Origin of the sequence: Streptomyces sp. NPDC047072 (assembly GCF_040643855.1) — a bacterium.
Lineage (GTDB): Bacteria > Actinomycetota > Actinomycetes > Streptomycetales > Streptomycetaceae > Streptomyces.
In genome coordinates this window covers 15,632-40,410 of sequence record NZ_JBEYVC010000040.1, presented here as the reverse complement: position 1 = coordinate 40,410, position 24,779 = coordinate 15,632, and the positions used below count along the sequence as shown (strand labels likewise).

The window sequence follows — 24,779 nt, the reverse complement described above, 5'->3', positions numbered from 1 at the left end:
GCAAGCAGCTTGCATTACTTGCGCTATTCTTGCGTTCATGACGCGACGACTTGCCGAGGTGGCGAAGAAGGTCGGGGTCAGCGAGGCCACGGTCAGCCGGGTGCTCAACGGCAAGCCGGGAGTCTCCGAGTCCACCCGGCAGGCGGTGCTGTCCGCCCTGGACGTGCTCGGCTACGAGCGGCCCACGCAGCTGCGCGGCGAGCGCGCCCGGCTCGTCGGCCTCGTGCTGCCGGAGCTGCAGAACCCCATCTTCCCGGCCTTCGCCGAGGTCATCGGCGGCGCGCTCGCCCAACTCGGCCTGACCCCGGTGCTGTGCACCCAGACCAAGGGCGGTGTCTCGGAGGCCGACTACGTCGACCTGCTGCTGCAACAGCAGGTCTCCGGCGTCGTCTTCGCCGGCGGGCTCTACGCCCAGGCGGACGCCCCGCACGACCACTACCGGCGGCTCGCTGAGCGCAACATCCCCGTGGTGCTGGTCAACGCGTCCATCGACGACCTCGGTTTCCCGGGCGTCTCCTGCGACGACGCCGTCGCCGTCGAGCAGGCCTGGCGGCACCTCGCCTCGCTGGGACACGAGCGGATCGGGCTGGTCCTCGGCCCGGACGACCACATGCCGTCGGCCCGAAAACTGGCCGCCGCAAGGGAGTTGGGCGAGCTGCCCGACGAGCGCATCGCGCGGGCCATGTTCTCGATCGAGGGCGGGCACGCGGCGGCGGCCCGGCTCATCGACCGCGGGGTCACCGGCTTCATCTGCGCCAGCGACCCGCTCGCCCTCGGCGTCATCCGGGCGGCCCGCCGTAAGGGCCTCGACGTACCGGGCCGGATCTCGGTCGTCGGCTACGACGACTCCGCCCTGATGAACTGCACGGAACCCCCGCTGACCACCGTCCGCCAGCCCATCGAGGCCATGGGCAGGGCGGCCGTGGAACTGCTGAACGCGCAGGTCGGCGGCAGTACCGTCCCCGCGGACGAGCTGCTCTTCGAGCCCGAGCTGGTGGTCCGGGGCTCGACCGCGCAAGCGCCCCGCGACTGAGATCCGGGAGCCCGTCCGGGGTCTGCCATCAGCCTGTCGAATAATTACAGATTCTGCGTGACATCTTGCGGCCGGTTGTCGGCGGTGCTTGAGTGTGCGGCGCCCACCGCTCCTGCCACGAGGGGTCCACCGATGAGAAGCACCGGGTTCCGCCGTACGTTCGTCGCGATCGGCGTCTGTTCTCTCGCGTTCACCGCGTCCGCCTGCGGCTCGGGTGACGACAGTTCGGCCGGCGGCAAGACCCGCATCACGGTCAACTGCATGCCGCCCAAGAGCGCCAAGACCGACCGTAAGTTCTTCGAGCAGGACATCGCGTCCTTCGAGAAGCAGAACCCGGACATCGACGTCGTCGCGCACGACGCCTTCCCCTGCCAGGACCCCAAGACGTTCGACGCCAAGCTCGCCGGCGGCCAGATGGAGGACGTCTTCTACACGTACTTCACCGACGCGCGGCACGTCGTCGACATCAACCAGGCGGCCGATCTCACGCCGTACGTCAAGGAGTTGAAGAGCTACGGCACCCTCCAGCAGCAGCTGCGCGACATCTACACCGTCGACGGCAGGATCTACGGCATCCCACGCACCGGCTACTCGATGGGCCTGATCTACAACAAGAGGCTCTTCGAGAAGGCAGGGCTCGACCCGAATCAACCCCCGGCCACCTGGGACGAGTTGCGCGCCGACGCGAAGAAGATCGCCGCGCTCGGCGACGGCACCGTCGGGTACGCCGACTACAGCGCCCAGAACCAAGGGGGTTGGCACTTCACCGCCGAGCTGTACTCGCAGGGCGGTGACTTGGTGAGCGCCGACGGCAAGAAGGTCACCGTCGACACCCCCGCGGGCCACGCCGTCCTCCAGAACCTGCACGACATGCGCTGGAGCGACGACTCGATGGGCAGCAAGCAGCTCCTCGTCATCAACGACGTGCAGCAGCTGATGGGTTCGGGCAAGCTCGGCATGTACCTCTCCGCGCCGGACAACATCCCGATCCTGGTCAAGGAGAAGGGCGGGAACTACAACGACCTTGCCCTCGCGCCCATGCCCGGCGGCCAGGGCACGCTCATCGGCGGCGACGGCTACATGGTCAGCAAGAAGGCGAGCCCCGCCCAGATCCGCGCCGGGCTGAAGTGGCTGGACCACATGTTCCTCACGCCCGGCAAGGGCTTCCTCGGCGACTACGCCCGCGCCAAGAAAGCAGACGCCCCGGTCGGACTGCCCGAGCCGCGCCTGTTCACCGGGGCCGCCGACACCGAGGACCAGCGGGTGAAGAAGGCCAACGCCAATGTGCCCGTGGCGAACTACCAGGCGTTCCTCAACGGCAACCAGAGCCTGGCGATGAAGATCGAGCCGCCGCACGCCCAGCAGATCTACTCCGTCCTCGACGGAGCCGTCTCCGCCGTCCTCACCAAGAAGGACGCCGACATCGACCAGCTCCTCAAGGACGCCTCCGGCAAGATCGACGGCATCCTGGCCCGGGGCTGACCACCATGACGAAGACGGCCGAGCGGCGACCGGTCGGCACGGTCGCCACCGCACCGGTCCAGACACCGTCCCCGGCAGGGGACCGGGGTCGGCGCCGCCTCACCGACCAACTGCGCGCCCACGCCTTCCTGTTCGGCGGCCTCGTCTGCTTCGCCCTGTTCTCCTGGTACCCGGCGATCCGCGCGATCCTGATCGCCTTCCAGAAGTACACCCCGGGCTCGCCGCCCGAGTGGGTCGGCACCGCCAACTTCACCCGCGTCTGGCACGACCCGGAATTCACCGCCGCCTGGCGCAACACCCTCACCTTCACCCTGCTGGCGCTGCTGATCGGGTTTGCGATCCCCTTCGTGATGGCCCTGGTGCTCAACGAGTTGCGACACGCCAAGGCGTTCTTCCGGGTCGTCGTCTACCTGCCGGTGATGATCCCGCCGGTGGTCAGCGCCCTGCTGTGGAAGTGGTTCTACGACCCCGGAGCGGGCCTCGCCAACGAGGTGCTGCGCTTCCTGCACCTGCCCACCTCGAACTGGTCCAACGGCGCCGACACCGCGCTCGTCTCCCTCGTGATCGTGGCGACTTGGGCGAACATGGGCGGCACCGTCCTCATGTACCTGGCCGCGCTCCAGTCCATCCCCGGCGAGCTGTACGAGGCGGCCGAACTGGACGGCGCGAACCTCCTCCAGCGCATCCGCCATGTGACGATCCCTCAGACCCGGTTCGTCATCCTGATGCTGATGCTCCTTCAGGTCATCGCGACGATGCAGGTCTTCACGGAGCCGTTCGTCATCACGGGCGGCGGACCCGAGAACGCCACGGTCACCGTCCTCTACCTCATCTACAAGTACGCCTTCCTCTACAACGACTTCGGCGGCGCCTGCGCGCTCAGCGTGATGCTCCTGGTCCTGCTCGGCGCCTTCTCCGCCGTGTATCTGCGCCTGACCCGGTCCGGAGAGGAGCGGTACGCGTGAGCACCCGCACCCTGGTCTCCCCGGCGGCCCTCGCCCGACCGCGCGGCAGGGCCGCGTACTGGACGGTCTTCACCGGCGTCGTGGTCCTCTTCGCGCTGGCCTTCCTCTTCCCCGTCTACTGGATGGTGACGGGCGCGCTGAAGTCCCCGGACGAGGTGGCGAAGACCCCGCCCACCCTGGTCCCGAAGGCATGGCACCTCAACGGCTACACCGACGCCTGGGAGCTGATGGATCTCCCGACCCACCTGTGGAACACGGTCGTCCAGGCCGCCGGCGCCTGGTTCTTCCAGCTGGTGTTCTGCACGGCCGCCGCCTACGCCCTCTCCAAACTCCGGCCCGCTTTCGGGAAGTTGATCCTCGGCGGCATCCTCGCCACGCTCATGGTCCCGGCGCAGGCACTCGTCGTACCGAAGTACCTGACGGTCGCGGACCTCGGCCTCCTCAACGACCCCCTCGCCATCTGGCTGCCGGCCGTCGCCAACGCCTTCAACCTCTATCTGCTCAAGCGGTTCTTCGACCAGATCCCGCGGGACCTCCTGGAGGCCGCCGAGATCGACGGGGCCGGGAAGCTGCGGATCCTGTGGTCGATCGTGCTGCCGATGTCACGGCCGGTCCTGGGCGTCGTCTCGATCTTCGCCCTCGTCGCCGTCTGGCAGGACTTCCTCTGGCCGCTGATGGTCTTCTCCGACACGGAGAAACAGCCCATCGGCGTGGCACTCGTCCAGCTGTCGCAGAACATCCAACTCACCGTGCTCATCGCCGCGATGGTGATCGCCAGCATCCCGATGGTCGCCCTGTTCCTCGTCTTCCAGCGGCACATCATCGCCGGGATCAGCGCGGGCGGCACGAAGGGCTGACCCCCACTCCGCAGAAAGGCAGGCTCCGTGGCACAGCAGGACTGGTGGCGCTCCGCCGTCATCTACCAGGTCTACGTCCGCAGCTTCGCCGACGGCGACGGGGACGGCACCGGCGACCTCGCGGGCTGCCGCGCCCGACTGCCGTATCTGGCCGAACTCGGCGTGGACGCCCTGTGGTTCAACCCCTGGTACCTGTCCCCGATGAAGGACGGCGGCTACGACGTCGCCGACTACCGGACGATCGACCCGGCCTTCGGCACCCTCGCGGAGGCCGAGAAACTCGTCGCGGAGGCACGGGAGCTGGGCATCCGCACGATCGTCGACATCGTCCCCAACCACGTCTCCGACCAGCACCCGTGGTTCCGGGCGGCGCTCTCGGGCGGCCCGGAACGGGAGTTGTTCCACTTCCGCCCGGGACGCGGAGCGCACGGCGACCTCCCGCCCAACGGCTGGCGATCGCAGTTCGGCGGCCCGGCCTGGACCCGCGTCGAAGACGGCGACTGGTACCTGCACCTCTTCGCGCCGGAGCAACCCGACCTCAACTGGGCCCACCCCGCGGTCCGTCAGGAGCACGAGGACATCCTGCGCTTCTGGTTCGAGCGCGGAGTGGCGGGCGTCCGCATCGACTCGGCCGCCCTGCTGGTCAAGGACCCCCGGCTGCCGGACTTCGTCGAGGGCCGCGACCCGCACCCGTACGTCGACCGGGACGAACTCCACGACGTCTACCGCTCCTGGCGCGCGATCGCCGACGAGCACGACGGCGTCTTCGTCGGCGAGGTCTGGCTCCCCGACACCGAGCGCTTCGCCCGCTACCTGCGCCCCGACGAACTGCACACCGCCTTCAACTTCGGCTTCCTGTCCTGCCCTTGGGACGCGGAGCGCCTGCGGACGTCGATCGACTCCACCCTCGCCGAGCACGCCCCGGTGGGCGCCCCCGCCACCTGGGTGCTGTGCAACCACGACGTCACCCGTACGGTCACCCGCTACGGCCGCACCGACACCGGCTTCGACTTCGCGACGAAGGCCTTCGGCACCCCGACCGACCTCGCCCTCGGCACCCGGCGCGCCCGCGCGGCGGCCCTGCTCTCGCTGGCCCTGCCCGGGGCCGTCTATGTCTACCAGGGCGAGGAACTCGGCCTGCCCGAGGCGGACATCCCCCGGAACCGGATCGAGGACCCGATGCACTTCCGGTCGGGCGGCTCGGACCCGGGGCGGGACGGCTGCCGGGTGCCGCTGCCGTGGGTCGCGGAGGCGCCGTACGCCGGGTTCGGAGGCGAGCCCTGGCTGCCACAGCCCGACGACTGGTCCACGTACGCGGCCGACCGCCAGAACCTTGACCCCGCGTCGATGCTCAGCCTCTACCGCGAGGCGATCCGGATCCGCCCGGTCCTCGGCGACGGTCCGCTCACCTGGCTGCCCGCTCCCGAGGGCGTGCTCGCCTTCACCCGGGCCGAGGGCGTGCGGTGCGTGGTGAACCTCGCCGACACGCCTGCCGAGATCCCGGAGCACTCCCAACTCCTGCTGCAGAGCGGCTCCTTGGACCCGCAGGGCCGTCTCCCGAAGGACACCGCGGTCTGGCTCCGAGCCTGACCGCCCACCCGCGAAGCCTGAACCCCCGCCCCCACCGAGAAGGGATCAGCCCATGCACAGATCTGTCAGGGGCATGCCAGCACTGATGGTCACAGCACTCTCCGCCGGCCTCCTCACCGCCACCGCTCCCGCAGCCCACGCGGCCGTGGGCGCCACTCTCCCCTTCGCCTCGGTCGAGGCCGAGTCCGCGACCACGACCGGCACCAGGATCGGCCCCGACTACACCCAGGGCACGCTCGCCTCGGAGGCTTCCGGGCGGCAGGCCGTGCGGCTCACCTCCGGACAGCGCGTCGAGTTCACCGTGCCCACCGCGGCCAACGCCGTGAACGTCGCCTACAGCGTCCCGGACGGCCAGTCGGGCACCCTCGACGTGTACGTCAACGGCACGAAGATCGCCAAGACGCTCGCCGTGACCTCCAAGTACTCGTACATCGACACGAGTTGGATCCCCGGCGCGAAGCAGCACCACTTCTTCGACAACGCCCGCCTGCTGCTGGGCCAGAACCTCCGGTCCGGGGACAAGGTCGCCTTCCAGTCGACCGGCACCCAAGTCACCGTGGACGTGGCCGACTTCGAGCAGGTGGCGGCGGCCGCCTCGCAGCCCGCCGGGTCGGTGTCCGTGATCTCCAAGGGCGCCGACCCCACCGGCAGTGGCGACTCCACCCAGGCCTTCCGGGACGCGATCTCCGCCGCGCAGGGCGGTGTGGTGTGGATCCCGCCGGGCGACTACCGGCTGACCTCCTCGCTGAGCGGCGTCCAGAACGTCACCCTCCAGGGCGCCGGCAGCTGGCACTCGGTCGTGCACACCTCCCGCTTCATCGACCAGTCGAGTTCGTCCGGCGGCGTCCACATCAAGGACTTCGCGGTGCTCGGCGAGGTGACCGAGCGGGTCGACTCCAACCCGGACAACTTCGTCAACGGCTCACTCGGCGCGAACTCCAGCGTGTCCGGGATGTGGCTCCAGCACCTCAAAGTCGGCCTCTGGCTGACCGGCACCAACGACAACCTGGTCGTCGAGAACAGCCGCTTCCTCGACATGACGGCCGACGGCCTCAACCTCAACGGAAACGCCCGCGGGGTCCGTGTCCGGAACAACTTCCTGCGCAACCAGGGCGACGATGCGCTCGCCATGTGGTCGCTGTACTCGCCCGACACCAACAGCAGCTTCGAGAACAACACCATCACCCAGCCGAACCTGGCCAACGGGATCGCGATCTACGGCGGCACGGACATCGCCGTGAGGAACAACCTGGTCTCCGACACCAACGCCCTCGGCAGCGGCATCGCGATCTCCAACCAGAAGTTCCTCGACCCCTTCTACCCCCTGGCCGGCACCGTCACGGTCGACGGCAACACCCTCGTGCGCACCGGCGCGATGAACCCCAACTGGAACCACCCGATGGGCGCGCTGCGCGTCGACTCCTACGACAGCGCCATCAACGCCACCGTGAACATCACCAACACGACGATCACCGACAGCCCGTACAGCGCCTTCGAGTTCGTCTCGGGCGGCGGCCAGGGCTACCCGGTGCGCAATGTCACCGTGGACGGCGCGACCGTGCGCAACAGCGGCACGGTCGTGGTGCAGGCGGAGGCCCAGGGCGCGGCCACCTTCCGCAATGTGACCGCGACCGGTGTCGGTTCGGCCGGCGTCTACAACTGCCCCTACCCGGCCTCCTCGGGCGCCTTCGCCCTCACCGACGGCGGCGGCAACTCCGGCTGGAGCAGCACCTGGTCGGACTGCTCGACCTGGCCGCAGCCCGGCCAGGGCAACCCGGAACCCGACCCGAACCGCAACCTCGCCAAGGGCCGCCCGGCCACCGCGACCGGCTCGCAGGACGTCTACACCCCCGGCAAGGCGGTCGACGGCGACGCGAACAGCTACTGGGAGTCCACCAACAACGCCTTCCCGCAGTCGTGGACGGTCGACCTGGGCGCCACCGAGGCCGTACGGCGGCTGGTGCTGAAGCTGCCGCCCTCCTCGGCCTGGGGTGCCCGCACCCAGACCGTCACGGTGCTCGGCAGCACCGACGGATCGTCCTACACGACCGTCGTCGGCGCGACCGGCTACCGCTTCGACCCGGCGACCGGCAACACGGCCACCGTCACCCTGTCGAGCGGCACGAGCCTGCGGTACCTGCGCCTCTCCGTCAGCGCCAACACCGGCTGGCCCGCAGGGCAGTTCAGTGAGGTGGAGGCGTATCTGACGTCGTGACGGCGTCCTGCACCGGGAGTGTCCCGCGCTTCGCCGCCTGGATCTGCTCGTACACATGGGTGCGCAGTTCGGCGAAGCGCGGGGCCACCCGTGTGTGCAACTGGTCCCGCTCGTCGGGCAGATCGACCTTGAGCTGTTCCTGTACGACGGTGGGGGAGGCCGACAGCACGATGACCCGTTCGCCGAGGTAGACCGCCTCGTCGATGTCGTGGGTGACGAACAGGATCGTGATCCCGCGCTCCCGCCACAGCCGCCGTACGAGATCCTCCAGGTCGGCCCGGGTCTGGGCGTCCACGGCCGCGAACGGCTCGTCCATCAGCAGGACTTCGGGCTCGTAGGCCAGCGCGCGGGCGATCGCGACGCGTTGCTGCATCCCGCCGGACAGCTGCCAGGGGTACGCTCCGGCGGCGTCCGCGAGGTCCACCGACTCCAGCGCGTCGGCGACCAGTTGGCGCCGCCTGGCCTTGGGCAGGTCCTTCTGCTTGAGCGGGAGTTCGACGTTCTCGCGCACCCGCATCCAGGGGAACAGGCTGCGGCCGTACTCCTGGAACACGAAGGCCATGCCGGGCGGCGGGCCGTTCACCTTCTTTCCTGCCAGCAGGACTTCGCCGCCGGTCGGGGTGAGCAGGCCGCCCATGCACTTCAGCAGGGTCGTCTTGCCGCAGCCCGACGGGCCGACGAGACAGACGAGTTCGCCCGCCTCCACGGTGAAGGTGAGGTCCCGCACCGCCTCCACCCGGCGGCCGGACCCCTCGTAGACCTTCTTGAGGCCGGATACGACAAGTGCGTGCATGGACCGCCCTTTCACGAATCCGGGACTCACGGGGACCGCCGGGCCGAGGCGCGCAGGCCGTGGTACCAGGCGAGGACCCGCCGCTCGACCAGCTGGAAGACGACGGAGAGCAGGAAGCCGAGCAGGCCGAGCACGAGGATGCCGGTCCACATGTCGGGGATGGCGAAGCTCCGCTGGAACTGCACGATGGTGAAGCCGATGCCGCTGCTGGCCGCGAACATCTCGCTGATGACCATCAGGATGATCCCGATGGACAGGGCCTGGCGCAGCCCCGCGAAGATCTGCGGGCTCGCCGAGCGCAGTACGACATGGCGCAGCCGGGCGGGACCCCTGATGCCATAGGACCGGGCGGTCTCCGCCATCACCGGGTCGACTGCGCGGACGCCCTCGACGGTGTTGAGCAGGATCGGCCACACACAGCCGGCCGTGATCACCAGCACCTTGCTGGTGTTCCCGATCCCCGCGAACAGCATGATGACCGGCACCAGCACCGGCGGCGGCACCGCGCGCAGGAACTCCAGGACCGGCTCGCACACCGCGCGCACCCGCCGGTAGGAGCCGATGACCGTGCCGACCACCACCCCGACCAGGGCCGCGATGGCGTAACCGCCGGTCAGCCGCAGGATGCTGGGCACGACGTCGTCCCGCAGCCGCTCGGCGGTCCACACGTCCGGGAAGGTTTTCAGGATCGTCCGCAGCGGCGGCCAGAAGACGTCCGTGCTGTCGTCCGAGGCGAGCCACCAGCCCGCGAGCAGCAGCGCGGGCAGCGCGACCACGAAGAACAGCCTGAGCAGCAGGCCCCGCACTCCGCGCCTCACACCGCCACCTCCCCGCGCACCGACTGGTGCCAGGCCAGCGCCCGCCGCTCCACGGTACGCGCGCCGACGTTGATGAGCAGCCCCAGCAGCCCGGTCACCACGATCAGCGCGTACATCTCCGGCACCGCCTGCGAGGTCTGCGCGACCGCGATCCGGGCACCCAACCCCGGTGCGCCGATGACGAGTTCGGCCGTGATGGCGAGGATCAGCGCGACGGCCGCCGCCAGCCGGATGCCGGTCATCACATACGGCAGCGCGGTCGGCCACAGCACGTGCCGGATCCGCGCCCAGGTGCCGAGACCGTACGACCGCGCTGTCTCCTCGGCGACCGGGTCGACGTCCTGGACGCCGTACAGCGTCTGGATGAGGACCTGCCAGAAGGAGGCGTAGACGACGAGCAACAGCACCGAGCGCAGTTCGGTGCCGTACAACAGCACTGCCAGCGGGATGAGGGCGACCGAGGGGATCGGGCGCAGGAACTCGATCGTGGACGCCGTCGCCTCGCGCAGATACGGCACCACGGAGAGGAACACCCCGATGACGATGCCCGCCGAGGCCGCGATGGCCAGGCCGACCGCCCAGCCGGTGAGCGTGTCGCCGAGCGCCGTCCAGAAGGCGCCGTCGGAGAGCTCGTCCCCGAGGGCGCCCGCGATCTTGCTGGTCGGCGGGAAGTACTCCTCCTTGACCAGGCCGAGCCGCGGCACCGCCTCGCCCAGGGCGAGGAAGGCCGCGAGCCCGGCGGCGCCCAGCGCCGCGTTCTGGAACCTCACGGAAGGAGCGCGTCCACGTCGGGGGTCTTCTTGAAGAACCCGTCCTCCTCACCGAGCTTCGCCAGCGCCTCGATCGACGCCTTGTTCGGCTCGGCCGGCCACTTCGGGAGGGTCACCTGGGCCAGCACCGAGGCCGGGATCTTCGTGTACGTCGTCACGATCTGCCGTACCTCGTCGGGGTGCTGGTCGGCGTACGCGAGGGACTCGGCGGTGGCCTCCTGGAACTTCTTCACGATGTCCGGGTGTTGCTGCTGGTACTGCGTCGAGGTGAAGTACATCGCCACCGTGGTGTCCTTGGCGATGTCCACCAGCGGTGAGGCGATCTCCACGCCGCCCTGGCTCTTGATGGTGGCCAGCGCCGGCTCGACCACGCAGGCCGCGTCGATCTCGCCCTTCTCCAGCGCGGCGGGCATCTGGTCGAAGGGCAGCTCCACGAACTTCACCTTGTCCGGGTCGCCGCCGGCCTTGCGGACCGACTCGCGCACCGCGGACTCGTTGATGTTCTTCAGGGTGTTGATCGCGACCTTCTTGCCCTGCAGCTCCTTGGAGTCCTTGATCGCGCTGCCCTTCTTCACCATGATCGCGGCGAAGTCCTTGCCCTCGACGCCCGTCGATGCGATGCCGTTCGAAACCGCCTTGATCGGGACGCCGTTGGACTGGGCGATGAGCAGGGAGGTGACATTGGAGAACCCGAACTGGAACTGTCCGCTGGCCACTCCGGGCACGATCGCCGCGCCGCCCTGCGCGGTCGACATCTCCAGCTTCAGGCCCCGCTCGCTGTAGAAGCCCTTCTTCTGGCCCAGATAGACGGGGGCCACGTCGACGATGGGGATGAGTCCCAGCTTGAGGGTGGTGGTGCCACCGGACGACGACCCTCCGTCCGCGGCCCCCGAGTCGTCGGACGAGCCGCAGGCCGACACGGTGACCAGGAATGCTCCGGCCGCAAGCGCGGCGAGCAGGCGACGCATGGCTCCTCCTGTGCAGACTTCGTTGTTCCGACAGGTTGTGCGCACACCGCACAGTAGTGCTCAGTTGGTGCTGAGGGAACGTAGAGGCCGCCGCACGACTCGGTCAATGGGTTTGGCTGACATAATTGTTGACAGTCTGGAGACGATGATGGACCAGGCAGCCCGCGCACCGCACTTCGTGAGGTCCTTCGAGCGTGGCCTCGCCGTCATCCGCTCCTTCGACGCCGAGCACCCGGCGCGCACCCTCAGCGAGGTCGCCCGCGCCTGCGGCCTGACCCGCGCCGCCGCCCGCCGGCTGCTGCTCACCCTCGCCGACCTCGGCTACGTCCGCGCGGACGGCCGCTCCTACCGGCTCACCCCGCGCGTCCTCGAACTCGGCTACTCCTACCTGTCGAGCTTCTCGCTCGCCCAGATCGCCGAGCCGCATCTGGAGCAACTCGTCGAGCGGACACGGGAGTCGTCGTCCCTGTGCGTGCTCGACGGCGACGACATCGTGTACGTGGCGAGGGTGCCCGCGCGCCGCATCATGACGGCGGCGATCACGGTCGGGACGCGCTTCCCGGCGTACGTCACCTCGGTGGGCCGGGTGATTCTGGCGCACGTGCCCGCGGCGGACCTCGAACTCCGGCTCTCGCAAGTCGAGTTGAAGCCGGTCACGGCCCGCACGATCGTCTCCGTCGACCTGTTGCGGGCAGAGCTGGACCGAGTTAGGCGGCAGGGACACGCCCTGGTCGACCAGGAGTTGGAGGAGGGGCTGCGCTCGATCGCCGCCCCGGTACGGAACCGGGACGGCGAGGTGGTGGCGGCGGTCAACATCCCGGTGCAGGCCGGCCGCACCACCCTGGCGGCGGTACGGCGGGACCTGCTGCCGCCGCTGCTGGAGACGGTGGCGGCGATCGAGGCCGACCTGGCGATGGCTACAGGTCCAGGACGAGCCGCTTCCCCCGGCACCGGGACACACAGATCATCATCGTCTCCCCGGCCTCCCGCTCCTCGTCCGTGAGCACCGAGTCCCGGTGGTCCGGGGTCCCGTCGAGGACGTCCGTCTCGCAGGTCCCGCAGGTGCCCTCGGTGCAGGAGAACAGCACCTCCACACCGGCGGCGCGCACGGCGTCGAGCACGGAGACGTCGGCGGGGACGGCGACGGTCCGGCCGGACTGCGCCAGCTCGACCTCGAACTCCGTGTTCTCGCCGGTCACTTGCTCCTTCGGCGCGAACCGCTCCACGTGCAGCAGTCCGGCCGGGCAGCGCGATTCGACGGCGTCCAGCAGCGCACCGGGGCCGCAGCAGTAGACGAGCGTGCCGTCCGGGACGCCGTCCAGCACCGACGGCAGGTCCAGCAGACCGGTCTCGTCCTGGGGAGCGACGGTGACACGATCGCCGTACCGGCTCAACTCCTCGGTGAACGCCATGGAGTTGCGGTTCCGGCCGCCGTAGAGAAGGGTCCACTCGGCCTTCTGCGCCTCCGCAGCCGCCAGCATCGGCAGGATCGGCGTGATGCCGATGCCGCCCGCGACGAAGCGGTAGCGGGGCGCGGGCAGCAGGGCGAAGTGGTTGCGCGGGCCGCGGACCCGGACCTTGTCGCCCCGCCCCAACTGCTCGTGCACATGGGCGGATCCGCCGCGCCCCTCGGGCTCGCGCAGGACGGCGATCCGCCAGGACGTGCGGTCGGCGGGGTCGCCGCACAGCGAGTACTGCCGCTCCAGACCGGGCCCGAGGACCACGTCGATGTGCGCGCCCGGTTCCCAGGAAGGCAGTTGCTCGCCCAGCGGGTGGCGCAGGGTGAGGGCGAGCACGCCGTCGGCCGCGAAGTCCCTGCGGTCGACGACGAGTTCGGCTTCGTACGCGTCACTCATGAGCTGTTTCCTTGTGGCTCGGGTCCCGAAGAGGGCTCGTGTCCCTGGGGGTGGGCGAGCATCCACTCCCACATCTCGATCGGGTCCTGCGCGGTGTGCTCGCGGCCGCAGTGACAGGTGCCGTGCAGGGTGTCGGTGCCCGGCAGCCAGTCGATGCGGTAGACCTCCCCGGTGGGGCTGTTGCTCACAGGACCTTCTCCACGGGCTTGTCGCCCTCCTCGACCAGCCGGGCGAGGATACGGCGGGCGGCGAGGCCACCGGTGTCGATGTTGATGCTCAGCTCCTGGTAGCCGGTCCGCTCGGTGCCGAGCGTCCTCTGGAGCAGGTTGAGGGCGTCCACGTCCTGCATGACCACCGTGTGGTTGTTGCCCCGCAGGAACTCGGTGACCTCGGCGTCCTCGGTCGCCCAGTCCCGCGAGACCATCCAGAAGTCGTACACATGGCCGTCGGCGGACGGCGTGATGGCGTACGTGATCTCGGTGTGGAAGCCGTTCGGGTCGCTGCCGTCCGCCTCCGGCAGCACACCGACCGGGGCGATGCGGCTGTGCAGCAGGTACAGGCAGGGGGCGTGGTACTCGATGTCCTGCCAGCGTGTGATCCGGCCCTCGATGCCGGTCGACCTGGCGTAGAACGGCGGGCACTCGGCGTCGTCCATGTGCCGGCTCACCCGCACGATGCCGGCGCCCTCGTCGACCTCCGTGGTGATCGGGGTCTCGGCGACCTCGGGGGTGCCGATGTAGCCGCCGTGCAGATACGTCTCGTGGGAGAGGTCGAGGAGGTTGTCGACGAGGAGGCCGTAGTCGGCGTCGATCGGCTCCATGCCGCGGACGGTGACCCAGCCGGGGGAGTCGAGGTGCCGGGCGCGCGGGATCGTGTCGGCGTCGGCGAGCGCCGGGTCGCCTATCCACACCCAGATCAGGGAGTCCAGCTCGACGACCGGGTACGAGGCGACGCGCGCGGTGCGCGGTACGCGTTTCTGCCCGGGCACGTACACACAGGTACCCGTCGTGTCGTACGTGAACCCGTGGTACCCGCACACGAGCTTGTCGCCGTCGAGCCGGCTGGGCTTCTCGTGCAGCGGGAACCGCCGGTGCACACACCGGTCCGCCAGCGCGACCGGCGTCCCGTCCTCCTCGGTCCGGTAGAAGACGAGGGGCTCCCCGAGGATCGTCCGCCCGAGCAGCTCCTCCCGCCCGACCTCGTGACTGTAGGCGGCGACGTACCACTGGTTCCTGGCGAAGGCGGTCATGTGCGGCATGGTGTTCCCGTCCCTGTCGGCGGGGCGCCGTCGCCCCGCGTGCCGTGGTTGGACTCAGCGTCCTGACGACCGCGGGTACCGCGCAACGCGGCTTCCGTCAGACGGAAGCCCTTCAGACGGAAGCCCTTCAGGTGGTCGAACGACGTCCTCTCGGCGAACCGACAGCTGACTCCCCGTCAGTTCTCGGTCTTCTCCCCGGGTTTCCCCTGTCGCGCGGGTCAGAGTCGACCGGTGCGCCGCCCGAACGCGGGTGGGCACGGGAGCCGCCCCCACGACCCCCAGCCCTGAGGAACCCATGACGCACACATTCAGTGGCTTGCGTACGGCTCGGAGTTTCCAGCCTCCGGCGCCGGCCGACGGCACGGACCCGGCCGGGACGCGTACGCCGACCGTCGAGATCGTCATCCCGGTCTACAACGAGGAACGCGCGCTGCCCGGCTGCGTCCGCACCCTGCACGCGCGGCTGCGGGACGAGTTGCCGTACCCCTGGCGGATCACGGTGGCGGACAACGCCAGTGCCGACGGGACCCTCGCGGTGGCCCGGGAACTGGCCGAGGAGTTGCCCGGTGTCGGGGTCGTCCACCTCGACCGCAAGGGGCGCGGCCTGGCGCTGCGTACCGTGTGGGCGTCCAGCGACGCCGAGATCGTCGTGTACATGGACGTCGACCTGTCCACCGGGCTCGACGGGCTGCTGCCGCTGATCGCCCCGCTCGCCAGCGGCCACTCCGACCTCGCCATCGGCAGCCGTCTCGCCTCCGGCGCCCGTACCGTGCGCGGACTGCGCCGGGAGCTGATCTCGCGTTGCTACAACGCCCTGATCCGGCTCACCCACGGCGCCCGCTTCAGCGACGCCCAGTGCGGGTTCAAGGCGGCCCGTACCGACGTACTGCGTCCGCTCCTGTCGAAGACCGAGGACGACGCCTGGTTCTTCGACACCGAACTGCTGCTGCTCGCCGAGCACAACGGGCTGCGGATCCACGAGGTCCCCGTCGACTGGGTGGAGGACGTCGACACCCGGGTGGACGTCGTCGGCACCGCGACCGACGACCTCAAGGGGCTGTGGCGGATGGCCCGGCTGAAGGCGTCCGGCGCGGCCCGTGTTCCGGTTCCGGCCCGTCCGCGGCCGGCCGCCGAGCACCCCGACGCGGTTCTCGCACCGGATGCGGACCGCTCCCAACTCGCCTGGCAGATCAGCTGTTTCGTCGTCATCGGCATCGCCTCGACCGTCGGACAGGCCCTGCTGTACTGGCTGTTGCGTGGCTGGTGGCCGCCCGCCGCGGCCAACTTCGGCTCCCTGCTGGTGCTCACGCTCCTGAACACCGAGGCCAATCGCCGGCTCACCTTCCGTTACGCCGCGGACGGCGTCGGTGCCGGACGTGCCCACCTGGGCGCGGGCGCGCTGTTCGTCGTCGGGTACCTGATCACCTCGGCGGCCGTCCTGGTCTTCCGCGACGCCGTACCGGACGCGTCGGCCGCCGCCGAGAGCCTCGTCCTGGCCGTCTCCTCGGTCCTGGTGACCGGCATCCGCTTCCTGGTGCTGCGGCTGGCCGTGTTCCGCCGCCGTACCTCCGTATGACCTGCTGAGAGCGAATCCCACGATGACCGACATCACCGAGGCGCGGACGGGCACCGTCAGCCGCCTCCCTGTCACTGGCCGCGCCCTGCCTCGCTGGGCGGCCCCCGCCGCGTCGGCGGCGATCCTGCTCCTGGCGGCCGTGCTGTACGGCTGGGCGCTCGGCTCCCTCGGCTGGGGCAACAGCTACTACTCGGCCGCCGTGAAGTCGATGGGCCACAGCTGGACGAACTTCCTGTTCGGCTCCTTCGACCCCGCCGGAGTCGTCACCGTCGACAAACCGCCGGGTGCGCTGTGGCCGCAGGTGATCAGCAGCAAGGTCTTCGGGATGCACGGCTGGGCACTGATCCTGCCCCAGCTGGTGGAAGGGGTCGCCGGGGTCTTCGTCCTGCACCGCACCGTCCGCCGCTGGGCCGGTGAGGGCGCGGCGCTGCTCGCCGCCCTGGTGATGACCCTGACCCCGATCACCGTGGCGATCAACCGGGACAACAACCCCGACACGCTGCTGGTGCTGTTCCTGGTCTCGGCGGCGTACGCCCTCACCCGTGCCCTCCAGGCCGGCTCCGAAAGGCACGGCACGTGGTGGCTGTGCGCGAGCGGATTCCTGATCGGCTGCGGCTTTCTCACGAAGATGATGGCGGCCTGGATGGTGCTGCCGGCGCTGGCCGCGGCCTGGCTGGTCGGCGCGACCGGCACCTGGCTCGCACGGGTCGGACGGCTGCTGATCGCCGGTGCCGTGTGTGCCGTCTCCTCGCTGTGGTGGGTGGCGATGGTCGCCTGGTGGCCGGGGGAGCGGCCGTACATCGGGGGCAGTACCGACGGCGGCGCCTGGGATCTGGTGACCGGGTACAACGGGCTCGGCCGGATCTTCGGCGAGAGCGCGGGCAGCGGCGGCATGGGCAACATCGGCGGGGCGTTCGGCGGTGAGGCCGGGCTGCTGCGGCTGTTCAACGACCAGGTGGCCGGGCAGATCAGCTGGCTGCTGCCGGTGAGCGCGGTGGCGTTGGCCGTCGCCGTGGCCGGGGTGGTGCTGCGGCGGCGCGGCAGCGGCTCGGCGGGGGAGGCGCTCGCGGGTTCCGGGTGGGTGCTGTGGGGGACCTGGCTGGTGGTGTGCGGGCTGGTGTTCTCCACTCAGGAGGGCACGTTCCACCCGTACTACACGACCCAACTCGCCCCGGCCGTCGCCGCGTTGACCGCGGGCCTGGTCATCGCGCTGGCGCGGGCGCACCGGGCCGGGGCCCGCTGGGCGCTGCCGGTGGGCGCCGGGACCGTGCTGTCGGCCGTGGCGTGGGCGGTGGTCGTCATCCGCCGGGTGCCGTCCTGGCACGGGTGGCTGGCCTGGGCGGTCCTGGTGGCGGGGCTGGTCGCGGCGGTCCTGCTGGCCGCCGCGACGCTGAGGCCGCGGCTGTCGGCGGCCGCCGCCGGGGGAGCGGTGCTGGCGGTCCTGCTCGCACCGGGCGCGTGGGCCGTGAGCGTGACGGCCGATTCTGGATCCGGATCGGCGATGGGCGGGGCGAACCCGACGGCGGGACCGGCGTCGCTCGCCTTCGGCGGGGGCGGCAGGGTGCCGGGCGGTGCTCTGCCGGAGGGGTTCGCGATGCCGGGTGGCGGCGGGAACGGTGATCTGCCGGAAGGTATGGAGACGCCGGGAGGCGGCGGGAACGGTGAGATTCCGGAGGGCTTCGAGGCGCCAGGAGCCGGCGGGGGTTCCGGAGCGGGCGTCCCTGGGTCGGGCGCCGGCGGCACCATGCCGTCGCTCCCCGAAGCCGGCAGCGGCACCGGCACCGGCGGTCGCGCGGGCGCATTCGGCGGAGCGGGGCGCGACACCTCCCTCACCTCCGACCAGCGCAAGATCCTCGCCTACGCCACCGAACACTCCCGGGGCGCCCGCATCACCCTCGCGGTCGAAGGCGGAGCCACCGGCGCGGCCACCTACATCCTGGACAGCGACGCCACCGTGATCGGCATGGGCGGCTTCAGCGGTACCGACAACGCCCCCTCCGTCCGGCAGTTGGAGAAGTGGACCGGCAGCGGCGAACTGCGCTACGTGCTGGGCTCGTCCGGCGGCGGCCTGCCCGCCCGAATCGGCGGCGGGAACAGCGCGGCCAGCGAGCGGTCCGACTGGATCACCGGGCACTGCACGGAGGTCCCCGCCGAGGAGTACGGCGGCAGCGCGGACGGCGGCGGCGCCACCGCGGGCGGCATGATGGGCGCCATGAGCACGACCTTGTACGACTGCTCCGCCCAGACGTCGACCAAGTAGCGGCCCCGGCAGAACGGACCCCACAGCACCATGCCCGACCCGGCCGCCGAGCCCGCCCCGCCCCGCCTCCTCGTGGTCGAGGACGACCCCAGCATCCGCATGCTGCTGGAGTCGGCGCTGCGACTGTCCGGCTACGAGGTCCACGGCTCCGCCACCGGCCGGGACGCCCTGCGCGACGTGGAGGACCGGCGCCCGGACCTCGTGCTCCTCGACGTCATGCTGCCCGACCTGGACGGCCTGGAGGTCACCCGCAGACTGCGCGCGGGCGGGATCCGGACGCCGGTGCTGTTCCTGACGGCGCGCGGTGAACTCGCCGACCGCATCGCCGGCCTGAGCGCGGGCGGCGACGACTACGTGACCAAGCCGTTCAGCATCGAGGAGGTGCTGCTGCGCATCGGCGCGATCCTGCGCCGGACCAGTCCGGACCACCTGTCCGGCACCGACGACGGGATCCTGCGCTTCGCCGACCTGGAACTGGACGAGAACGCCCATGAAGTGCACCGCGCCGGCGAGTACGTCCCGCTCTCCCCGACCGAGTTCAACCTGCTCACCTACCTCCTGGAGAACCCCAACCGGGTGCTGAGCAAGAGCAGGATCCTCGACCAGGTGTGGGGCTACGACTTCGCGGGCGACGGCCGTATCGTCGAGACGTACATCAAGTACCTGCGCCGCAAGATCGACCGCTTCGATCCGCCCCTGCTGCACACCGTGCGCGGCGTCGGCTACTGCCTGCGGCTTCCCCAGGGCCACACCGCGGGAGCCGACCAGTGAGCCGTCGCCGCTGGAGACCGCGTCCCCGCTCGCTGCGCGGCCGGCTCGTGTGGGGTGTGACATTGCTGGCCGCGGCCGTGGTCCTGACCGCACAGGCCGTCGGAGTCGCGGGCATGCACTCCTGGCTGCTGAACCGGGTCGACGAGCAGCTCACGGACTTCACCCTCCCGGACCGGGCCTTCACGCGGCCCGCCGGGCCGGCCGTCGCGCCCGCACCGGACTCCGTCACCCTGCCCTCGGACTTCCGGGTCACCTTCTACGACGCCTCGGGCGAGCAACAGGGCACCCTCGGCGGCGGCGCCAAGCCGGGCCCGGGACTGGCACCGTCCACCGCCGGGCTGGGCCTGACACGGGGACGGGAGACCACCGTCCCCGCCGAGTCCGGGGACGGCCGGTGGCGGGTCCTGTGGCGGGAGGCCCCGGCGCGAGGCACCTCGTACGTGGTCGCCCTGCCCCTCGACACGGTGGAGGGAGCCGTGTCGAAGCAACTCGCCCTCAACGCCGTCGCCCTGGGCGCGGCCGTCCTCGGTCTGGTCGCCGTGGGCCGCTCGGTGGTCCGCCTCGGCCTGCTGCCGCTGACCCGCATGGAGCGGACGGCTCAGGCCATCACCGCCGGGGATCTCGGCCTACGGCTGTCCGACACCGATCCGCGCACCGAGACCGGCCGCCTGGGCACCGTACTCAACGACATGCTCGACCGGCTCCAACAGGCGCTGCGGCAGCGGGAGTTCTCGGAGGCCCGGCTGCGCCGCTTCGTCGCCGACGCCGGGCATGAGCTGCGGACGCCCCTCACCACCGTGCAGGGTTTCGCGCAGTTGGCCCTGCGTCATCCGGACCGGCCCGCCGAGCAGCGGCGGGAGGCCGACGAGCAGATCGCCCGCAACGCCGAGCGCATGAACCTCCTCGTCGACGACCTCCTGCTGCTCGCCAAGCTCGACCACCAGCCCGCCTACCGCAGCGACCCCGTCGAGCTGCTGTCCCTCGCGGCCGACGCGGTGAGCGCGGCGGCCGTCCGCGCGGACGGGGAGCACCGCGTGACGCTCAGCCCGCTCAGCACCCTCAGCCCGCTCGGCGCGAGTACCGAGGACGCGGAACTGGAGGTCGTGGAGACGGTGGGCGACCCCGACCGGCTGCTCCAGGTCGTCAACAACCTGCTGTCCAACGCCCTCGTCCACACCCCGCCGGGTACCTCGGTCGACGTACGCGTCGGCACGGCCCGAGCGGGTACGGCCTTCGGTGGCACGGACCGGCCCGGCCGCACCAGCGCCTCCCCGCCCCTGGCCGAGTCCACGCCGATGGGCGTGATCGAGGTCGCCGACCGGGGACCGGGGCTTTCCCCGGAGGAGGCCGAGCGGGTCTTCGAGCGCTTCTACCGGGTCGACCCCTCCCGCTCCCGCGACCGGGGCGGCAGCGGCCTCGGCCTCGCCATCGCGTCGGCGATCGCCCAGGGCCACGGCGGCCGTGTCGAACTGGACACCGCGCCGGGCGACGGCTGCACCTTCCGGCTGGTGCTCCCTCTGACCGACGCCGGCCCACCGACCTGAGAACCACTCGTCGCGGTCCACGGCGACGAGTCCAGGGCGCAGGTTCTCCCGGAACGGGGCCCGAGGGTGTTCCCGAGAGGTCGTGCTCAGCCGGCCGCGGCCCCCTTCACGGTCGGGAGGGTGCGGCCCAGGCGGGACAAGGGGGAGAGGGCCATCAGCGCGGGGGAGAGGAGCATGCCCGCGGCCGTCAGCGCGAGGGCGGGGCGCGTCCCCCACGTCTGTGCGAGGAAGCCGCCGAGCAGGGAGCCGAACGGGGTCGTGCCCATGCCGGCGAAGGTGATCGTCGCGGCCGCGCGGCCCTGCAGGGCGTGCGGGGTGACGGTCTGCCGGACGGCGATGACCGTGACGTTCACCAGCTGACTGAACGTGCCGAAGACGAAGTTGACCGTCACGAGCGCCGGAACCGTCAGCACGGGGGAGCCGTGCAGGGCGGGGACGAACAGGAACGCGCCGTTGCCGAGGGCCGCCGCGCCCACCAGGACCAGGCCGTGGCCGAAGCGGCCCGGCAGGTGCGCGGCGAGTACCGCGCCCACGAGCGCGCCCGGACCCGTCGCCGCGAGGGCCAGTCCCACGGCGGTGCCCGACAGGTGCAGATCCCTCGGGAGGAAGAGCAGGTAGCCGGTCATCACCGCCGCGAAGAAGAACTGGAAGGCGGCCGACGCGAGGCACACGGTCCGCAGCGAGGTGTCGGCGGCGACGAAACGCAGGCCCTCGTGGATCCGCCGCCACAGCGGCGCGGGGCGCTCCGGGACCGATTCGCGGTGCCGCACCCGTCGTAGCGACAGGAACGACAGCGCGAAGCACACCGCGCCGAAGGCGACCGCGAGCGGCGCCGACAGCGTGGTCACCAGCGCACCGCCCAGCGCGGGGCCGCCGATCTGCGCGGCGGACCTGCTGCCCTCCAGCGCGCTGTTGCCCCGCACCAACTGGTCCCGCGCCAACAGCCGTACCAGGGACGCCTGGTAGGCCACGTCGAAGACCACGGACAGGGCGCCGACGGCGAAGGCGACCACGAGCAGCGCGGGCAGGCTGAGCACGCCGAGGAGAGCGGCCACGGCGGCGGCGCCCAGGGCCAGCGCCCGGCCCGCGTCCGTCAGCACCATCACCGTACGGGTGCGCCATCCGTCCACCCAGGCGCCGACGAACAGCGACAGCAGCAGGACCGGTGCCTGGCCCAACGCACGCAGTGCGCCCAACTCGCCCGCCCCGGCGTCGAGTGCGAGGACGGCGAAGAGCGGGAGGACCACCAGGCTTGTGTGCTCGCCGAGTTGGGAGGCCGTCTGGCCCAACCAGAGCCGGCGGAAGTCTGCGTTGCGCCACAGAGCGGTGGAGGAAGGCGTGGCGGAAGAAGACGGCACGGGAACCCCTCGGAGGACCGAAGACAGAAGGAAGGCTCGCTGTGCCGCGCATCATGGGCAGCACGCGATGACGGGCCGTTCACGGCCACAGGCGTCAACGCGTGCTCGGACGACCGGGCATGTCCTCGCTCCTCGTGAGTCGCTCTCCGCACGGACCCTAACTCCCGTGCGGCAGCGGGCGAAAGGCGATTTCGGCGGCCGTCACCGCCGCAGCCTCGGGTCCTGGGTGGCGTCGGCGTACATGTCCGGGCACCCTCCGTCGGCCGCGTGCGCGCGTAACTCGTAGTGCCAGGGCTCGTTCCGGTAGATCTGGCACAGCCCGTACGCGGCACCGTGCTCCGACAGCCACTGCGTCGCGTCGGAGCCTCCGAGGTCGACGGCGGCCCCCTTCACGTGCAGGGACGTCGTCGGACCGGCCACCCATCGAGCGGCCTCCCGCGCCGAGCCGTACTTGGCCGTCGCCTCGCGAAGCAGCTGTTCCTGATAGGCCGGGGAGCGCCAGCCGCTGTTGACGTGGAACGTGACGCCGTCGTCCGCGGCGGCCCGCGCCGCCCGGCGGAGCGCCTTGAGCAGGGCCGGATCGAGGCGGGAGACGGCGGGGTACGAGTCGTCGAAGACCGTCACCCCGTCGGGGACGACCCCGTCGGCCTCGCCGACCCCGCCGGGGCGGCCCCCGAGGGCCGCGGTGATCAGTGCGACGACGACCGTCAGGCCGACGGCGATCAGACTGGCGACTACAAACCGGGTTCGCGTCATGCCGTCAGTCAAGGAAGCCCGGTGTTGCCGACCCGTATGCGGTTTTCGATACGGCGACGATATGCGCCCGCCCGTAGCCTGAGAGGCATGCGTGTGCTGATCCTCGAGGACGAGCCGTATCTGGCCGAGGCCGTCCGCGACGGGCTGCGTCTGGAGGCGATCGCGGCGGACATCGCGGGGGACGGCGACACCGCGCTGGAGTTGCTGAGCGTCAACTCCTATGACATCGCCGTCCTCGACCGCGACGTCCCGGGTCCGTCCGGCGACGAGGTCGCCACCCGCATCGTGGCCTCCGGCAGCGGGATGCCGATCCTCATGCTCACCGCGGCCGACCGTCTCGACGACAAGGCCTCCGGGTTCGAACTCGGCGCCGACGACTACCTGACGAAACCCTTCGAACTCCAGGAACTCGCGCTCCGGCTCAGGGCACTCGACCGCAGACGCGCCCATCACCGGCCGCCGGTACGGGAGATCGCGGGCCTGCGGCTGGACCCGTTCCGCAGGGAGGTCTACCGGGACGGCCGTTACGTCGCGCTGACCAGGAAGCAGTTCGCGGTTCTCGACGTCCTCGTCGCCGCCGAGGGGGGTGTCGTCAGCGCCGAGGACCTCCTGGAACGCGCGTGGGACGAGAACGCCGATCCGTTCACCAACGCCGTCCGCATCACCGTCTCCGCACTGCGCAAACGGCTCGGCGAACCCTGGATCATTGCCACGGTGCCGGGCGTCGGCTACCGCATCGACGCGGGGGCCGGCCGTGGCTAGGGAGCCAGGCTTGAGCGTCCGCCTCAAACTCACCCTCAGCTACGCCGGGTTCCTCATGGTGGCCGGTGCCCTGATCCTCGTCGCCGGGTGGGTCTTCCTGACCCGGGTGCCGCACGTCGGGCTCGTCATGGAACCCGACTACCGCCTCTCGGTCGTCCGCGCCTTCGCCCCGACCGCGGCCGCCGTGCTGGGGTTCCTGCTGGTGTTCGGCCTCGTCGGCGGGTGGATCCTCGCCGGCCGGATGCTCGCCCCGCTGGCCCGCATCACCGACGCCACCCGGCTGGCCGCCACCGGATCGCTCTCCCACCGCATCCGACTGCCGGGCCCGGCCGACGAGTTCCGCGAACTCGCCGACGCCTTCGACGCGATGCTCGCCCGGCTGGAGGCGCAGGTCGCCGAACAGCGGCGCTTCGCGGCCAACGCCTCGCACGAACTGCGCACCCCGCTGGCGATCTCCAAGGCGCTCCTCGACGTGGCCCGCACCGACCCGGACCACGACGGCGCCGAACTCCTGGAGCGCCTGCACGTCGTCAACACCCGGGCGATCGACCTCACCGAGGCCCTGCTCCTGCTCAGCCGCGCCGAGCGGCGGGCCTTCACCCCGGAGCGCGTCGACCTCTCCCTCCTGGCGGAGGAGGCCACCGAGACCCTCCTGCCGCTCGCGGAGAAACACGGCGTCACCGTCGAGACCGGCGGCGACATCGCCCCGGCGCCCGGCTCGCCGGCGCTCCTGCTCCAGCTGGCCATGAACCTCGTGCACAACGCGATCACCCACAACCTGCCGGAACAGGGCACCGTGCGGGTGACCACCGGCGTCCGTGCCAGGACGGTCGTCCTCACCGTCGAGAACACCGGCGAGCGGCTCACCCCCGGGCTGGTCTCGACGCTCACCGAGCCGTTCCGGCGCGGTACCGACCGGGTCCACACCGACCACGCGGGGGTCGGCCTCGGTCTCGCCATCGTCCGGACCATCACCCACGCGCACGACGGCACGCTCACCCTGGCCCCGCGCCCGGCCGGCGGGCTCCGCATCGCCGTAGAACTGCCCCGACACGGCCTCGGGTGATTTCGCTACAAGTTCCGAAATTATCGAGGGCGAGGATCGCCACGTGGCCGAAACACGTGGTTCATAACGTCGGCAGGGACC

General features: G+C 70.9%; 22 protein-coding genes. 13 read left to right on the top strand and 9 right to left on the bottom strand.

Annotated features, from left to right (window positions below; genetic code table 11):
* Nucleotides 1-37 precede the first annotated feature (37 nt).
* The 6 genes from ABZ896_RS19415 to ABZ896_RS19390 all read left to right on the top strand — a co-directional run bounded on the left by ABZ896_RS19415 (nucleotide 38) and on the right by ABZ896_RS19390 (nucleotide 8,142).
* Nucleotides 38-1,033 carry a LacI family DNA-binding transcriptional regulator gene (locus tag ABZ896_RS19415; protein WP_360930045.1) on the top strand — a complete coding sequence of 332 codons (996 nt, stop codon included), beginning with the start codon at nucleotides 38-40 and terminating at the stop codon, nucleotides 1,031-1,033.
* A gap of 132 nt (nucleotides 1,034-1,165) precedes the next feature.
* Complete coding sequence (locus ABZ896_RS19410) at nucleotides 1,166-2,515, top strand: extracellular solute-binding protein (protein WP_360930042.1); 1,350 nt, start codon at nucleotides 1,166-1,168, stop codon at nucleotides 2,513-2,515.
* 5 nt (nucleotides 2,516-2,520) lie between these two features.
* Complete coding sequence (locus ABZ896_RS19405; protein WP_360930039.1) at nucleotides 2,521-3,480, top strand: sugar ABC transporter permease; 960 nt, start codon at nucleotides 2,521-2,523, stop codon at nucleotides 3,478-3,480.
* Nucleotides 3,477-4,337 (top strand): carbohydrate ABC transporter permease, encoded by an 861-nt coding sequence (locus ABZ896_RS19400; protein WP_360930036.1) that lies wholly within the window; start codon nucleotides 3,477-3,479, stop codon nucleotides 4,335-4,337. Before ABZ896_RS19405 ends, ABZ896_RS19400 begins: the two co-directional genes overlap by 4 nt.
* Before the next feature lie 27 nt (nucleotides 4,338-4,364).
* The gene (locus ABZ896_RS19395; RefSeq protein ID WP_360930033.1) at nucleotides 4,365-5,927 is read left to right on the top strand and encodes an alpha-amylase family glycosyl hydrolase; all 1,563 of its coding nucleotides are present in this window, start codon (nucleotides 4,365-4,367) and stop codon (nucleotides 5,925-5,927) included.
* A gap of 52 nt (nucleotides 5,928-5,979) precedes the next feature.
* On the top strand, nucleotides 5,980-8,142 hold the full coding sequence (locus tag ABZ896_RS19390) for a discoidin domain-containing protein (protein WP_360930031.1): 2,163 nt from the start codon (nucleotides 5,980-5,982) through the stop codon (nucleotides 8,140-8,142).
* Here the strand turns inward: ABZ896_RS19390 and ABZ896_RS19385 are convergent.
* From ABZ896_RS19385 to ABZ896_RS19370, 4 genes are read right to left on the bottom strand one after another with little or no spacing between them, the layout of a single operon-like run.
* A complete protein-coding gene (locus ABZ896_RS19385) occupies nucleotides 8,111-8,935 on the bottom strand; it encodes an ABC transporter ATP-binding protein (protein WP_360930029.1) in 825 nt (274 codons plus the stop codon). The genes ABZ896_RS19390 and ABZ896_RS19385 overlap by 32 nt on opposite strands.
* A gap of 26 nt (nucleotides 8,936-8,961) precedes the next feature.
* Nucleotides 8,962-9,741: an ABC transporter permease subunit gene (locus ABZ896_RS19380; protein WP_360930124.1), complete on the bottom strand. Its 780-nt coding sequence runs from the start codon at nucleotides 9,739-9,741 to the stop codon at nucleotides 8,962-8,964.
* An 8-nt stretch (nucleotides 9,742-9,749) separates the two neighbouring features.
* Entirely contained in the window at nucleotides 9,750-10,523 is a 774-nt protein-coding gene (locus ABZ896_RS19375) for an ABC transporter permease (RefSeq protein ID WP_360930026.1), read from the bottom strand.
* Complete coding sequence (locus ABZ896_RS19370) at nucleotides 10,520-11,491, bottom strand: ABC transporter substrate-binding protein (RefSeq protein ID WP_360930023.1); 972 nt, start codon at nucleotides 11,489-11,491, stop codon at nucleotides 10,520-10,522. Before ABZ896_RS19370 ends, ABZ896_RS19375 begins: the two co-directional genes overlap by 4 nt.
* Before the next feature lie 148 nt (nucleotides 11,492-11,639).
* Here ABZ896_RS19370 and ABZ896_RS19365 point away from each other — a divergent pair, with 148 nt between their 5' ends.
* Nucleotides 11,640-12,494, top strand: coding sequence for an IclR family transcriptional regulator C-terminal domain-containing protein (locus tag ABZ896_RS19365; RefSeq protein ID WP_360930121.1), 855 nt, complete (start codon nucleotides 11,640-11,642; stop codon nucleotides 12,492-12,494).
* Here ABZ896_RS19365 and ABZ896_RS19360 read toward each other — a convergent pair.
* The 3 genes from ABZ896_RS19360 to ABZ896_RS19350 are packed head-to-tail and all read right to left on the bottom strand — an operon-like array spanning nucleotide 12,409 to nucleotide 14,605.
* Nucleotides 12,409-13,347 (bottom strand): PDR/VanB family oxidoreductase, encoded by a 939-nt coding sequence (locus ABZ896_RS19360; protein ID WP_360930020.1) that lies wholly within the window; start codon nucleotides 13,345-13,347, stop codon nucleotides 12,409-12,411. The two genes, ABZ896_RS19365 and ABZ896_RS19360, sit on opposite strands and share 86 nt — an antisense overlap.
* Nucleotides 13,344-13,535, bottom strand: coding sequence for a hypothetical protein (locus tag ABZ896_RS19355; RefSeq protein ID WP_360930017.1), 192 nt, complete (start codon nucleotides 13,533-13,535; stop codon nucleotides 13,344-13,346). The genes ABZ896_RS19360 and ABZ896_RS19355 overlap by 4 nt, the downstream gene beginning before the upstream one ends.
* Nucleotides 13,532-14,605: an aromatic ring-hydroxylating dioxygenase subunit alpha gene (locus ABZ896_RS19350; RefSeq protein WP_360930014.1), complete on the bottom strand. Its 1,074-nt coding sequence runs from the start codon at nucleotides 14,603-14,605 to the stop codon at nucleotides 13,532-13,534. Before ABZ896_RS19350 ends, ABZ896_RS19355 begins: the two co-directional genes overlap by 4 nt.
* 295 nt (nucleotides 14,606-14,900) lie before the next feature.
* On the opposite strand from ABZ896_RS19350, the gene ABZ896_RS19345 reads away from it, so the two are divergent.
* The 4 genes from ABZ896_RS19345 to ABZ896_RS19330 are packed head-to-tail and all read left to right on the top strand — an operon-like array spanning nucleotide 14,901 to nucleotide 20,756.
* A complete protein-coding gene (locus ABZ896_RS19345) occupies nucleotides 14,901-16,181 on the top strand; it encodes a bifunctional glycosyltransferase family 2/GtrA family protein (protein WP_360930011.1) in 1,281 nt (426 codons plus the stop codon).
* Between the two features lie 22 nt (nucleotides 16,182-16,203).
* A complete protein-coding gene (locus ABZ896_RS19340) occupies nucleotides 16,204-18,441 on the top strand; it encodes a glycosyltransferase family 39 protein (protein WP_360930008.1) in 2,238 nt (745 codons plus the stop codon).
* A 30-nt stretch (nucleotides 18,442-18,471) separates the two neighbouring features.
* Nucleotides 18,472-19,212 (top strand): response regulator transcription factor, encoded by a 741-nt coding sequence (locus ABZ896_RS19335; protein ID WP_360930005.1) that lies wholly within the window; start codon nucleotides 18,472-18,474, stop codon nucleotides 19,210-19,212.
* Nucleotides 19,209-20,756: a HAMP domain-containing sensor histidine kinase gene (locus ABZ896_RS19330; RefSeq protein ID WP_360930002.1), complete on the top strand. Its 1,548-nt coding sequence runs from the start codon at nucleotides 19,209-19,211 to the stop codon at nucleotides 20,754-20,756. Before ABZ896_RS19335 ends, ABZ896_RS19330 begins: the two co-directional genes overlap by 4 nt.
* Before the next feature lie 86 nt (nucleotides 20,757-20,842).
* Here the strand turns inward: ABZ896_RS19330 and ABZ896_RS19325 are convergent, their stop codons facing one another.
* Both ABZ896_RS19325 and ABZ896_RS19320 read right to left on the bottom strand, forming a co-directional pair.
* The gene (locus tag ABZ896_RS19325) at nucleotides 20,843-22,114 is read right to left on the bottom strand and encodes an MFS transporter (RefSeq protein WP_360929999.1); all 1,272 of its coding nucleotides are present in this window, start codon (nucleotides 22,112-22,114) and stop codon (nucleotides 20,843-20,845) included.
* A 201-nt stretch (nucleotides 22,115-22,315) separates the two neighbouring features.
* Nucleotides 22,316-22,870 (bottom strand): D-alanyl-D-alanine carboxypeptidase family protein, encoded by a 555-nt coding sequence (locus ABZ896_RS19320; protein WP_360929996.1) that lies wholly within the window; start codon nucleotides 22,868-22,870, stop codon nucleotides 22,316-22,318.
* A gap of 87 nt (nucleotides 22,871-22,957) precedes the next feature.
* Between ABZ896_RS19320 and vanR-Sc the strand changes: the two genes are divergently transcribed.
* Entirely contained in the window at nucleotides 22,958-23,632 is a 675-nt protein-coding gene (gene vanR-Sc, locus ABZ896_RS19315) for a VanSc-type vancomycin resistance response regulator transcription factor VanR (RefSeq protein ID WP_360929993.1), read from the top strand.
* 10 nt (nucleotides 23,633-23,642) lie between these two features.
* On the top strand, nucleotides 23,643-24,698 hold the full coding sequence (locus ABZ896_RS19310; RefSeq protein WP_360929990.1) for a HAMP domain-containing sensor histidine kinase: 1,056 nt from the start codon (nucleotides 23,643-23,645) through the stop codon (nucleotides 24,696-24,698).
* The last annotated feature ends 81 nt before the right edge of the window (nucleotides 24,699-24,779 follow it).

Coding starts and splice junctions, on each gene's coding strand:
- ABZ896_RS19350 (WP_360930014.1), bottom strand. CDS start 14,605: ATGCCGCACATGACCGCCTTCGCCAGGAACCAGTGGTACGTCGCCGCC.
- ABZ896_RS19345 (WP_360930011.1), top strand. CDS start 14,901: ATGACGCACACATTCAGTGGCTTGCGTACGGCTCGGAGTTTCCAGCCT.
- ABZ896_RS19405 (WP_360930039.1), top strand. CDS start 2,521: ATGACGAAGACGGCCGAGCGGCGACCGGTCGGCACGGTCGCCACCGCA.
- vanR-Sc (WP_360929993.1), top strand. CDS start 22,958: ATGCGTGTGCTGATCCTCGAGGACGAGCCGTATCTGGCCGAGGCCGTC.
- ABZ896_RS19360 (WP_360930020.1), bottom strand. CDS start 13,347: ATGAGTGACGCGTACGAAGCCGAACTCGTCGTCGACCGCAGGGACTTC.
- ABZ896_RS19415 (WP_360930045.1), top strand. CDS start 38: ATGACGCGACGACTTGCCGAGGTGGCGAAGAAGGTCGGGGTCAGCGAG.
- ABZ896_RS19340 (WP_360930008.1), top strand. CDS start 16,204: ATGACCGACATCACCGAGGCGCGGACGGGCACCGTCAGCCGCCTCCCT.
- ABZ896_RS19390 (WP_360930031.1), top strand. CDS start 5,980: ATGCACAGATCTGTCAGGGGCATGCCAGCACTGATGGTCACAGCACTC.
- ABZ896_RS19370 (WP_360930023.1), bottom strand. CDS start 11,491: ATGCGTCGCCTGCTCGCCGCGCTTGCGGCCGGAGCATTCCTGGTCACC.
- ABZ896_RS19410 (WP_360930042.1), top strand. CDS start 1,166: ATGAGAAGCACCGGGTTCCGCCGTACGTTCGTCGCGATCGGCGTCTGT.
- ABZ896_RS19335 (WP_360930005.1), top strand. CDS start 18,472: ATGCCCGACCCGGCCGCCGAGCCCGCCCCGCCCCGCCTCCTCGTGGTC.
- ABZ896_RS19320 (WP_360929996.1), bottom strand. CDS start 22,870: ATGACGCGAACCCGGTTTGTAGTCGCCAGTCTGATCGCCGTCGGCCTG.
- ABZ896_RS19365 (WP_360930121.1), top strand. CDS start 11,640: ATGGACCAGGCAGCCCGCGCACCGCACTTCGTGAGGTCCTTCGAGCGT.
- ABZ896_RS19385 (WP_360930029.1), bottom strand. CDS start 8,935: ATGCACGCACTTGTCGTATCCGGCCTCAAGAAGGTCTACGAGGGGTCC.